Source organism: Gordonia metallireducens, assembly GCF_021245825.1.
Lineage (GTDB): Bacteria > Actinomycetota > Actinomycetes > Mycobacteriales > Mycobacteriaceae > Gordonia > Gordonia namibiensis.
Genome location: NZ_JAJQJP010000052.1, coordinates 150,485 through 162,177, shown reverse-complemented (window position 1 = coordinate 162,177; position 11,693 = coordinate 150,485). Strand labels below are relative to the sequence as shown.

Genomic DNA, 11,693 nt, shown 5'->3' with positions numbered 1-11,693 from the left:
TGTCCGCTTCTCTCAGGATGTCGCCCGCAGCACGAGCACCGAGCGGCCGCCCACCGTCACCGAATCACCGGCTGCGGCAGTCAGATCCGAGTCACCGGTCGGGTGGGTCGTGTCGAGTTCGCCGACCCACTCGGAGCCGTACTGCTCCGGCGGTAGATGGAACTCGATGGGTTCGTAGTGGGCGTTGAAGCAGATGAAGAACGAGTCGTCGACGACCCACTCGCCCCGCTCGTCCTTCTCGCCGAGACCCTTCCCGTTGAAGAACACCGCGAGGCTCTTGCCGAAGCCGCTGTCCCAGTCCTCGGACGTCATCTCCACCCCGGCGGGGGTGAGCCACGCGATGTCCCGGGACTGATCGCCCCATCGGATCGGCTTGCCGCCGAAGAATCGTCGGCGACGGAACACCGGATGCGCGGTGCGCAGCGCGATGGCCTTGCGGGTGAACTCCAGCAGATCGGCGTTCTCTTCGGCGAGAGACCAGTCCACCCAGGACAATTCGGAGTCCTGGCAGTACACGTTGTTGTTGCCCTGCTGGGTGCGCCCGATCTCGTCACCGTGGGCCAGCATCGGCGTGCCCTGCGACAGGAACAGCGTCGCCAGGATGTTGCGCTGCTGCCGGGCACGCAGGGCGTTGATCTCGGGATCGTCGGTCGGGCCCTCGACGCCGCAGTTCCAGGAGCGGTTGTGGCTCTCGCCGTCGCGGTTGTCCTCGCCGTTGGCCTCGTTGTGTTTCTCGTTGTACGACACCAGGTCACGCAGGGTGAAACCGTCGTGGGCAATGACGAAGTTGATGCTCGCGAGCGGGCGCCGGCCGGTCGCCTCGTAGAGGTCCGACGATCCGGTGAGCCGGGAGGCGAACTCGCCCAGCGTCGACGGCTCGCCGCGCCAGTAGTCGCGCACGGTGTCGCGATACTTCCCGTTCCACTCGGTCCACAACGGCGGGAAGTTGCCGACCTGGTAACCGCCCTCGCCGATGTCCCACGGCTCGGCGATCAGCTTCACCTGGCTCACCACCGGATCCTGTTGCACCAGATCGAAGAACGCCGAGAGGCGGTCGACGTCGTGGAGCTCGCGGGCCAGGGTCGAGGCGAGATCGAAGCGGAAACCGTCGACGTGCATCTCCAGGATCCAGTAGCGCAACGAGTCCATGATGAGTTGCAGCGTGTGTGGATGCCGACCGTTGAGACTGTTGCCGGTACCCGTGTAGTCCATGTACATCTCGGGGTTGTCGTCCACGAGACGGTAGTAGGCGGCGTTGTCGATCCCGCGGAACGACACCGTCGGCCCGAGGTGGTTGCCCTCGGCGGTGTGGTTGTAGACCACGTCGAGGATGACCTCGATGCCGGCGTTGTGGAACTCGCGCACCATCGCCTTGAACTCGGTCACCGCACTCGCGGGCTGATCGGGATTCGACGAGTACTCGATGTGCGGGGCGAGGAAGCCGAAGGTGTTGTATCCCCAGTAGTTTCGTAGGCCCTGGTCGCGGAGGGTGAAGTCCTGCATGAACTGGTGCACCGGCATCAGTTCGATCGCCGTGATCCCCAGCGACTTCAGATGGTCGATGATCACCGGATGACAGAGGCCCGCATAGGTGCCGCGCAGGTTCTCCGGCACGCCGGGATGGGTGGCGGTCATGCCCTTGACGTGGGCCTCGTAGATGACCGTCTGGTGATAGGGACGGTTGGGCGACCGGTCGTTCTGCCAGTCGAAGTACGGGTTGATGACCACCGAGACCATCGTGTGTCCCAGCGAGTCGAGCCCGGGCATCGGGTACTCAGGGGCGGGCTCGATCTCCGGAAGAGGCTCGAGCTCAAGAGGTTCCGCATCATCGGTGGCTTCGGTGCCGGCGTCGTCGTCGGCGGCTGCATCGCCGGCGGAGGCAACGCTCGCGGCTTCGGTGTCGCCGGCTTCGGCGACCACCTCATCGGCGTCGGTGTCCTTGGGGTCGTTCTCGCTGGCCGCGTTGCCGCCCTCCGTATCGCCGCCCTCGGTTTCGCCGGTGTCCGCCGCAGGCTCTTCGCCGGAGTCCTCGGTCGAGGCCTCGGCGTCGTCTGGGGTCGGCAGCGGATAGGAGAACAGCGAGGCGTCGCCGTCGAAGTCGCCGTGGAAAGCTTTGCCGTACGGGTCGAGAAGCAGTTTGCTCGGGTCGCATCGCAGTCCCCGCGCAGGGTCGTAGGGGCCGTACACGCGGAAGCCGTAGAACTGTCCCGGCACCACGTTCGGCAGGTAGCAGTGCCAGCAGTAACCGTCGACCTCTTCGAGCCGGATACGCCGTTCCTTGCCGTCCCGATCGATGAGGCACAGCTCGACGGCCTCGGCGACCTCGGAGAACAGCGAGAAGTTCGTTCCCGCACCGTCGTATGTCGCTCCGAGCGGATACGGGGTACCCGGCCACACCGGGATGGGTGCGGGTTCGGGTTCGACGAGCGCATCGGCCTGGACCGGGTCGTCCGGCATGGGCACCGGCGGGGTGTCGGTCGTGCTCGGGTCCGGTTGTTCACCCTCGGTCGGCGAAGCGTTACTGCCCACCTGCGGAGACGACGTCATGGGTCGACCCTAGTCGTGTTGCGTCAGGCGGTCATCTCGGACAGCGATCATCCGCCCGAAACGGCCGGTTGGTGGGACGACTTATACGCGGGGCTGGACAGGTTGCGAAAGACGCAGGTCACGGTACCCGTGGGCCGGTCCAGGGCAGTTGGGCCTCCATCTGCCGGCCGAGCTCGTCGGTGAGACTCCGGACAAACGTTGCCGAGAGGTGATGCGGGTCCTTGTAGACGGTGATGTTGCCGACGATCGCGGGGCAGAAGTCGTCGGTGCAGATGCCCCTCGACATGTCCAGCGGATGGAAGTCCGGTCGGGTGGCGGCCAGCTCGAGCGCCGGGTCCTCGGGGGCGAGGACGGCGGCACGGCGCGAACCGCAGCTCTCCGCGTCGCCGCCGTCGGCGAGGCAGATGGGCGTGTCGATGGTGCCCTTGCGGTTCTTCGGCCACGGCGTGTCCCGCATGCCGAACACCGGGATGCCGGCGTCGAGGAAGCGGTCGAAGATCGGGGTGTAGTCCGGCGGTACCCAGTCGCCCGGCTGATAGTCGCGCGGGCGGGTCGAGTTGGTGAACACCGCGTCGGGCTTGTCGGCGATGACCTGTTCGATGACCCGCTGGCCCCAGTCGTAACACTCGGGGTAGGGGACGCCGCGCTGCTTGGGGACCTCGTTGGTCGACAGCGGGCAACCCATCTTCAGGTAGGTCTTGACCTTGAACCCGTTGCGCTTGCCGAGGGTGTCGAGCGCGGAGATCCACATCTCCGCGTGCGATCCGCCGGCCAGCGCGATCGTGCGGGTGGCGTTCGGGTCGCCGTACTCACCCACGTGGATCTCGTTGTCGGTGAAGTCGCTCATGTATCCGTCGGTGGAGGTCTCCGGGTAGTCCTGGATCACTTCCAGCGCGGACGGCTGCGGATCGAGCGCGGGGACCGGCCAGCCGTCGAGCAGTGCACGCGCCCCGGGGTACGACCGCGGGTCGAGGTTCTTGGTGTCGACGACGATGTTGTCGACGTGGTTCTCCCACACCTTGATGCCGACTCCCGCCACCACGCTGCCGAGCAGCAGGATCGCCGTCACCACCGAGGTGTAGGACAACCAACGGGAACGTCCTTCGCGGTTCCCCCGTGTGAGGGCCGCCCGGTCACCGCCGCGGAGCGGGTCCTCGACGTAGCGTTTGGTGAGCCATGCGACACCGATCGACACCGCGAGGATGCCGACTCCCTCGAGGAAGTTCGCGTGGTTCTTGTCCCGCCAGGTCAGATAGAAGATCAGCAGCGGCCAGTGCCACAGGTACAGCGAGTAGGCGATGGTGCCCAGCCACACCGGCCAGGTGCTCGCGAGCATGCGGTTGACGGACGGCATCTCGTCCGGCGCGGCGTGCGAGCCGTGCGGAGCCTTCTGTAGTGCGGTCGCGCCCGCCCAGATGATGAGCAGCGTCGCACCGACGGGGACGAGTGCCATCGGACCCGGGTACTCGTTGACGCCGTCGATCCACCAGCCGCAGCTGACGATGAGCGCGAGTCCGCCGATCGTGGCGAGGTTGCGCACCCAGTTGGGCACGCGCAGGCTCGGCAGCCAGATGGCGAGCAGGCCGCCGACCAGCGGTTCCCACAATCGCGAGATCGTCGAGTAGTAGTTGTAGGGCTGGTTGATCGCCATGCCGCGGTGGGCCCACCAGAACGACCCCAGCGCGACGACGAGGACCGCCGCGAAGACCAGGAACCGGATGACCCGCGGCTCGGCGAACGGGCGCGCGAAGCGTGCGAGGACCTTGAGGACGCCGGCGAACGCCAGGGCGACCAGCAGGGTCAGCAGGAAGAACTGTCCCTGCATCGACATCGACCAGATGTGCTGCAGGGGACTGTTGGCCGAACTCGCGGCCAGGTAGTCCTGCGAGTTCAGCGCCAGGTACCAGTTCTGGTAGTACAGAGCGCTCGCCACGACCTCGTGGCCGACGTTGGCCCAGCGGGTCTGCGGCAGGATGACGACGGTGAGCACCGTGACCGCGAGCAAGACGGTGATCAGGGCGGGCAGGAGTCGCTTGAGCAGTCGTTTCAGCCGCGGCCACGGGTTGAGGGTGTCGCGGAAGGTGACGTTCGGTTTCTGCGCGTAGATCGCATGCCGGAGGAGCGAACCGAGGAAGAAGTATCCCGACAGGGTGAGAAAGACGTCGACGCCGCCGGAGACTTTTCCGAACCACACGTGGAAGCAGGCCACGAGGGTGATCGCGATGCCGCGTAGACCGTCGAGGTCGGTGCGGTAGGCAGGGGTCGTCGGCGTCGAGGGGGCCGACTCCGGCTCCACTACTCGAGTCGTCGATGCCACAGAGAGGTCTTTCGGGTCGGGAACGGTTTCGGCCGGGTAGCAATGTACCCGCCGAAGCTGTGAATTCCTGAGTCGTGGGGGCTGCGACACCCGGTGGACTTGGTCACCGGGTTCGGGTCGTCAGCGACGTGCTCGGGTGCGGGCGCCGTCGAGGATGATCGTCAGCCCGTCGAAGAACTCGCCGGTGAAGTCGCGGCCCGACGGTTCGATGACGCCGAGGCGTTCCATCTGTGCGCGGGTCTGTTCCTCGATGGTCAGGCCGATGACGAGCTGACAGATCGCGACGCTGACGGCCTCCGCGTCCCGCAGCGAGAGCCCGCCGGCATGTCCGGCCGCGACGATGTCGGCGGCGATGGCCTTGGTGGACAGTCCGCTGGCCCAGCTCGACGACACGACCTCGGCGCTGTCGGGTACCTCCAGCAGGGCCGCGCGCATCCCGGTGGCGAGCAGGCGCAGCCGCTCGTCCCACGCCAGGTCGGTGGCCGGGATCGTGACCGCGCCGAGGATGTCGTCGGCCAGAGCGGCCAGCAGGGTCTGTTTGTTGGGGAAATGCCAGTAGAGGGCATTGGGGCGGACCCCGAGTTCGGTGGCGAGCCGGCGCATCGACAGGTCGGCCAGGCTGTGTTCGCGCAGGATGTCGCGGGCAGCGCGGAGGACGTCGGTGCGGCTGTTGCTCACGCGGTCAGCGTAGTGACCCCGATCGGAGCGGTCTGCGCGAGTCACCTGTACACCGTCCAGGCATCCCCTGTACGGTGTTCAGGAATCCTGGACGGTGTCCAGGCGATCCGGGGAGAGAGCATCAGGAGGAGCGCGCCGTGGACCAGGCCGAGATCAGCCGTGTCGACGCCGAGCACATCTGGCATCCCTACGGGGCGCTGCCCGCGACGACCCGACCGCTGGTGGTCGCCTCGGCGTCTGGGGTTCACCTCGAACTGGCCGACGGACGATCGGTGGTCGACGGCATGAGTTCCTGGTGGGCCGCGATCCACGGCTACCGGCACCCGCGCCTCGACGCCGCGGCCGCCGTCCAGATGGGGCGGATGTCGCATGTGATGTTCGGTGGCCTCACCCACGAACCCGCCGCGCGGCTCGCTCAACTCCTCGTCGAACTCACCCCCGAAGGGCTGCAGAAAGTGTTCTTCTGCGACTCGGGATCGGTCTCGGTGGAGGTCGCGGCCAAGATGGCGTTGCAGTACTGGCGAAGCCGCGGGGAGACGCGGCGCACCCGGCTGCTGACCTGGCGTGGTGGCTACCACGGCGACACCTTCACGCCGATGAGCGTCTGCGATCCCGACGGCGGCATGCACTCGATGTGGTCGGCGGTCCTCACTCAGCAGATCTTCGTCGACGCGCCCCCGGCCGACTTCCGCTCGGAGTACGTGGCCAGGCTGGAGGCCGCGGTCCGGGAACACCGCGACGAACTCGCCGCGGTCATCGTCGAGCCTGTCGTCCAGGGAGCCGGCGGTATGCGCTTCCACGACCCTGCATATCTGACCGCCCTGCGTGACATCTGCGACCGTCACGGCATCCTGCTGATCTTCGACGAGATCGCCACCGGATTCGGCCGTACCGGAACACTCTTCGCCGCCGACGCCGCAGACGTCGCCCCCGACATCATGTGCGTCGGCAAAGCCCTGACCGGTGGGTACATGACGCTCGCCGCAACACTCTGCACCTCCCACATCGCCGAGGTCATCAGCGCGGGGGAGGCCGGCGGACTCGCCCACGGCCCGACCTTCATGGCCAACCCGCTTGCCTGCGCGGTGGCCGTCGCCGCCATCGAGCTGCTGCTGGAGACGCCCTGGGCCGAACGCGTGGCGCAGATCGGCGCCGTCCTCGCCGAGGGGCTGGCGCCACTGCGCGAACTCGACGGCGTCGTCGACGTCCGGGTGCACGGTGCGATCGGTGTCGTCGAACTCGATCGTCCCGTCGACATGTCCGCGGCCACCGCGGCCGCGATCGATGCCGGTGCGTGGCTCCGGCCCTTCCGCAACCTCGTCTACACGATGCCGCCCTTCGTCTGCACCCCCGAGGACGTGGCGACGATCGTCCGCGGGATCTCCGCCGCCGTCCGGGCGACGCTCGCCGAAACAGTCTCTGCACCTTCCGAACTCGTGGGAGCACGGTCATGACCATCACCTCGGGGCAATCGGCGGTCGGCGGCGGCATCACGTCAGGCGGCATCACGTCGGGCGGGGTCAACTCGGGTGAGGTCGGACTCTCGTGGCTCGCCGGTGCCGCACGCGACCGTGCCGACGCCGGTCTGCACCGTGACCCCCATGTCCGACGAGTCGGAGTCGACGCCATCAACCTCGGATCGAACGATTACCTCGGGTTGTCGACGCACCCCGACGTCATCGCCGGGGCGCAGGCCGCGGCGGCGCAGTGGGGCGGCGGATCGACGGCGTCGAGACTCGTCGTCGGAACCACCCAGGCGCACGTCGACCTCGAGAACGAACTCGCCGACTTCCTCGGTTTCCCTGCCGCGCTGGCCTTTTCGTCAGGTTACCTCGCCAATGTCGGCGCAGTCACCGCGTTGGCCGGTCGCGGCGATCTCATCGTGAGCGACACCGGCAGTCACGCATCGCTGATCGACGGGTGCCGCCTGTCCCGGGCGCGCGTGGTCGTCGTCGACCGCGGCGATCACGAGGCCGTGCGGGCTGCACTCGCCGACCGCACCGAGGAGCGGGCGCTGGTGGTCACCGACTCGGTCTACAGCATCGACGGTGAGCCGGCGCCCGTCGCCGACCTGTACGCCGCAGCCCGCGCGCACGGCGCGGTGCTGCTCGTCGACGAGGCCCACGCCGTCGGCGTTCGCGGCCCGGGCGGCCGGGGACTCGTTGCCGAACAGGGACTTTCCGGCGCTCCCGACCTGGTGGTCACCACGGTGCTGTCCAAGTCATTCGGGGCGCAGGGCGGGGTGGTCCTCGGACCGGAGGCCCTACGGTCGCACCTGATCGACTGCGCGCGTCCGTTCATCTTCGACACCGGACTCAATCCGGCGGCGGTCGGCGCGGCTCGTGCCGCATTGCAGATACTTCGTGCCGACCCGGCGCTGCCGGACCGGTTGCTGGACAACGCTCGTCACCTGGCGCGCGCCTGCGGCGTCGACGAGCCTGCCGCCGCGGTCATCTCGATCATCGTCGGCGACCCGCAGCGTGCCGTCGAAGCGGCCGCGGCCTGCCGTGACCGCGGAGTCCTCGTCGGATGCTTCCGCCCGCCGTCGGTCCCGCCGGGAACGTCGCGGCTGCGGATCACCGTGCGGGCCGACCTCGACGCCGCGACCCTCGACCACGTCGCCGAGGTGGTCGACGCTGCGCTGCGGGAGGTGGGTGCCCGATGAGCGCGCCGACACCGTCGACCCGCGGTCGCGTCCTCGCCGTCACCGGCACCTCCACCGACGTCGGCAAGACGGTGGTCACCGCCGCCCTCGCCGCTGCGGCACGCGCAACCACCGTCGCCGTGTGCAAACCCGTCCAAACCGGTGTTGCCCCAGGCGAACCCGGTGACCTCGTGGAGGTCTCGCGCCTCGCGGGGGACGTGACGACGGTCGAGTCCTACCGCTACCCGGAGCCGCTCGCGCCGGACACCGCGGCGCGGCGTGCAGGTATGCCGCTCGCCGATCCGGCCGTCATCGTGCGCGCCGTCGACGACCTCGCGTCCACCCACGACCTCACCGTCGTCGAAGGTGCCGGCGGTGTGCTGGTGCGGCTGGGGGAGTCCGCCACGATTCTCGACGTGGCCGCCGAGACCCTGGCGCCGGGCACCGATGACGGCGTGGTCATCGTCGTGGCTCCGGGCCTCGGTGCCCTCAACCACGCCGAGCTGACCGTGGATGCGGTCCGTGCACGGGGGCTCCGTCCCGCCGGACTCGTGATCGGCTGGTGGCCGGAGGAGCCCGACCTCGCCATGCGCTGCAACCGGTCCGACCTCCCGCGGATCACCGGCGTCCGGGTGGTGGGCGTGCTGCCCGCCGGTGCCGCCGCGCTCGATCCCGCGGACTTCCGTCGAACCGCCCCGTCGTGGTTCGACCCCGACTGGCTCGGCGGTTCACTCGACGGCCGGCCGACCTCGCTCGCCTCCACCTCGTTCGCCCAGACCTCGTAGACCGTTCCAGCCCACCCGAACCAGATCCGTTCCAGTACAAGGAGTTCAGCCCGTGACCCAGGCAACCGTCGATACGACCCGCGACGCACAGACGTCCGACGACATCCTCGTCATCGCCCGTGAACAGGTGCTCGGGCGCGGCGAACCACTCGACCGCGAGCAGGTCCTGGCCGTACTGCGCCTGGACGACGATCGTCTGACCGAGCTGCTGCAGCTCGCCCACGAAGTGCGCATGAAGTGGTGCGGACCAGAGGTCGAGGTCGAAGGCATCATCTCGCTGAAGACCGGCGGCTGCCCCGAGGACTGCCACTTCTGTTCGCAGTCGGGTCTTTTCGCCTCTCCGGTGCGCAGCGCTTGGATCGACATCCCGTCGCTGGTGGAGGCCGCCAAGCAGACCGCCAAGACCGGTGCGACCGAGTTCTGCATCGTCGCCGCCGTCCGTGGACCCGACAAGCGTCTGCTGAGCCAGGTCGCGGCCGGCATCGAGGCCATCCGCAACGAGGTCGACATCCAGATCGCCTGCAGCCTCGGCATGCTCACCCAGGAGCAGGTCGACCAGCTCCGCGACATGGGGGTGCACCGCTACAACCACAACCTCGAGACCGCGCGCAGCCACTTCCCGAACGTCGTCACCACCCACACCTGGGAGGAGCGCTGGGACACGCTGCGCATGGTCCGCGAAGCCGGCATGGAGGTGTGCTGCGGCGGCATCCTCGGCATGGGGGAGAGCCTCGAACAGCGTGCCGAGTTCGCCGCCGATCTGGCTGCCCTCGAGCCCGACGAGGTGCCGTTGAACTTCCTCAACCCGCGCCCGGGTACGCCCTTCGGCGATCTCGAGGTGCTGCCGGCGTCGGAGGCGCTGAAGTCGGTGGCCGCTTTCCGTCTCGCCCTGCCGCGCACCATCCTGCGTTTCGCCGGTGGCCGCGAGATCACCCTGGGCGACCTGGGCGCCAAGCAGGGCATCCTCGGCGGCATCAACGCCGTCATCGTCGGCAACTACCTGACGACGCTCGGCCGGCCCGCGGAGGACGACCTCGACCTCCTCAGCGACCTGTCGATGCCGATCAAGTCGCTCAACGACACGATCTGACGTCTCTGCCACTCCCGACAATCTCAGACGATCGGTAGCGTGTTCACTCATGATCGACACCGTCCCGGGGCCGCTCGCCGAACCGTGCAGGTTCGGCGTGTACACCGGCCTCGAACTGGAACTGCAGGCACCCGACGCCATCCCGCCGGCCGCGCGACTGGGGCTTGAACCGCCGCGCTTCTGCGGACAGTGCGGACGCCGCATGGTCGTGCAGGTGCGTCCCGACGGCTGGAGCGCCCGGTGCTCCCGTCACGGGACGGTCGATTCGGCCGAGCTGGGTCGTCGGTGAGTAATCGGGTGTCCGGGCGGCGTCCCGCCCGCTCGGTCACGACCCTGCTCACGGTGACCGCGGTGGTCATCGTGCTCGGCGCGGTCGCCGGCGCGATCTGGGCGCTGGTGACACCGCCGACCACCGGCGTCGTCCTGGAGGGTTTGACCCGCGATGACATCTCCACCGAATTCGGCGGAGTCGGCGCCTTCGCACTGATCATGTTCACCTACGGCGGCGTCGCCGCACTCGTCGCGTGGGCGGCGGCGCGGCCGTGGCGCGGTGTCACCGGTTTCCTCGTCCCCGCTATCGGCACGGTGGCGGGATCGGCGATCGGCGCGCAGCTCGGAATGTGGCTGGCGGGCCTCCGATTCGACGACGACATCGCCGGACTGCCAGTGGAGTCCGTGTACCGCGTGGTACCCGACCTGTGGCTCGACGGTGGTACGCGTGCCGGACACAGTGCCCCCTGGACGCTGCTCATCTGCGCGCCGTTCGCCTTCGCGCTCATCTATCTCGTCTGCGTGTTGTCCTCACGCACTGCAGACCTCGGCGTCGGAGATCTCGACGACGGTCACCTCGACGGCGATCCGGTCGGATCGGACCTCACATCGGCGGACGCAGCGTCGCGAACTCATCCGTGACGCGTAGTTCGTTGTCGGCGAAGGCGTAGAGCGCCGGCGGCCGACCGCCGGAACGGCCCGTCTTGCCGACGGTGCCGGTGGACACCACGACGGCGCGTCGGCTCAGGATTCGCAGCAGATTGGTCGTGTCCACCGGGTAACCGAGTGCGGCGCAATAGATCTCCGACAGCTCCGACATCGGGAACTGCTTCGGGGCCAGCGCGAAGGCGATGTTGGTGTAGGAGAGCTTGGCCGCCAGCCGATGTCGCGCGGTGTCGATGATCGCGGCATGGTCGAAGGCCACCGGCGGCAACGCGTCGACGGCGAACCAGGCCGCCCCCTCGGGCAGGGTCACCGGGCTGTCCGAGCGGACGAGACCCATGTAGGTCGACGCGATCGTGCGGACGCCGGGAACACGTCCCGGATCGGAGAAGACCGACAACTGCTCGAGATGGGCGATGTCGCGGACGTCCATCGTGTCGGCGACGAGGCGTCGGGCGATCACCGACAACGTCTCGTCGCCGGCGACATCGCCACCGGGCAGCGACCAGCGACCGGGTTCGGTGTCGGTGCGCGAGAGCAGGACGCAGAGCGCGGGGTGGACGTCACTGCCGTCCGCGGACGGCGGGGTGCGGACCTGGAAGACGACGCTGAGGACCTCGACCCGCAGAACCGTGCCGTTGGTCGATGCTGGTGAGCCGTCGGAGCTGGAGGGATCGGACCCGGCGGCTGGCATGGCGT

10 protein-coding genes are annotated in these 11,693 nt (G+C 68.5%); 6 read left to right on the top strand and 4 right to left on the bottom strand.

Annotated elements, in window-relative coordinates:
• Nucleotides 1–12: 12 nt before the first annotated feature.
• The 3 genes from glgX to LQD00_RS20390 form a co-directional block, all read right to left on the bottom strand.
• Nucleotides 13–2,457, bottom strand: a complete 2,445-nt coding sequence (gene glgX / locus LQD00_RS20400) for a glycogen debranching protein GlgX (protein ID WP_232719167.1) — start codon at nt 2,455–2,457, stop codon at nt 13–15.
• 208 nt (nt 2,458–2,665) lie between these two features.
• Nucleotides 2,666–4,843 (bottom strand): acyltransferase family protein, encoded by a 2,178-nt coding sequence (locus LQD00_RS20395; protein WP_232719166.1) that lies wholly within the window; start codon nt 4,841–4,843, stop codon nt 2,666–2,668.
• A 141-nt stretch (nt 4,844–4,984) separates the two neighbouring features.
• Nucleotides 4,985–5,542 carry a TetR family transcriptional regulator gene (locus LQD00_RS20390; RefSeq protein WP_232719147.1) on the bottom strand — a complete coding sequence of 186 codons (558 nt, stop codon included), beginning with the start codon at nt 5,540–5,542 and terminating at the stop codon, nt 4,985–4,987.
• A 137-nt stretch (nt 5,543–5,679) separates the two neighbouring features.
• Here LQD00_RS20390 and LQD00_RS20385 point away from each other — a divergent pair, with 137 nt between their 5' ends.
• From LQD00_RS20385 to LQD00_RS20360, 6 genes are read left to right on the top strand one after another with little or no spacing between them, the layout of a single operon-like run.
• Entirely contained in the window at nt 5,680–6,996 is a 1,317-nt protein-coding gene (locus LQD00_RS20385) for an adenosylmethionine--8-amino-7-oxononanoate transaminase (protein ID WP_232719146.1), read from the top strand.
• Nucleotides 6,993–8,207 (top strand): 8-amino-7-oxononanoate synthase, encoded by a 1,215-nt coding sequence (locus LQD00_RS20380; RefSeq protein WP_232719145.1) that lies wholly within the window; start codon nt 6,993–6,995, stop codon nt 8,205–8,207. The genes LQD00_RS20385 and LQD00_RS20380 overlap by 4 nt, the downstream gene beginning before the upstream one ends.
• Entirely contained in the window at nt 8,204–8,971 is a 768-nt protein-coding gene (bioD, locus tag LQD00_RS20375) for a dethiobiotin synthase (RefSeq protein WP_232719144.1), read from the top strand. Before LQD00_RS20380 ends, bioD begins: the two co-directional genes overlap by 4 nt.
• A gap of 52 nt (nt 8,972–9,023) precedes the next feature.
• Nucleotides 9,024–10,061, top strand: coding sequence for a biotin synthase BioB (gene bioB, locus LQD00_RS20370; protein ID WP_232719143.1), 1,038 nt, complete (start codon nt 9,024–9,026; stop codon nt 10,059–10,061).
• 49 nt (nt 10,062–10,110) lie between these two features.
• Nucleotides 10,111–10,350, top strand: a complete 240-nt coding sequence (gene bsaP, locus LQD00_RS20365) for a biotin synthase auxiliary protein BsaP (protein ID WP_005198868.1) — start codon at nt 10,111–10,113, stop codon at nt 10,348–10,350.
• The gene (locus tag LQD00_RS20360; protein ID WP_232719142.1) at nt 10,347–10,973 is read left to right on the top strand and encodes a DUF2567 domain-containing protein; all 627 of its coding nucleotides are present in this window, start codon (nt 10,347–10,349) and stop codon (nt 10,971–10,973) included. The genes bsaP and LQD00_RS20360 overlap by 4 nt, the downstream gene beginning before the upstream one ends.
• Here the strand turns inward: LQD00_RS20360 and LQD00_RS20355 are convergent.
• Complete coding sequence (locus LQD00_RS20355) at nt 10,936–11,688, bottom strand: NUDIX hydrolase (RefSeq protein WP_232719141.1); 753 nt, start codon at nt 11,686–11,688, stop codon at nt 10,936–10,938. The genes LQD00_RS20360 and LQD00_RS20355 overlap by 38 nt on opposite strands.
• Nucleotides 11,689–11,693 lie beyond the last annotated feature (5 nt).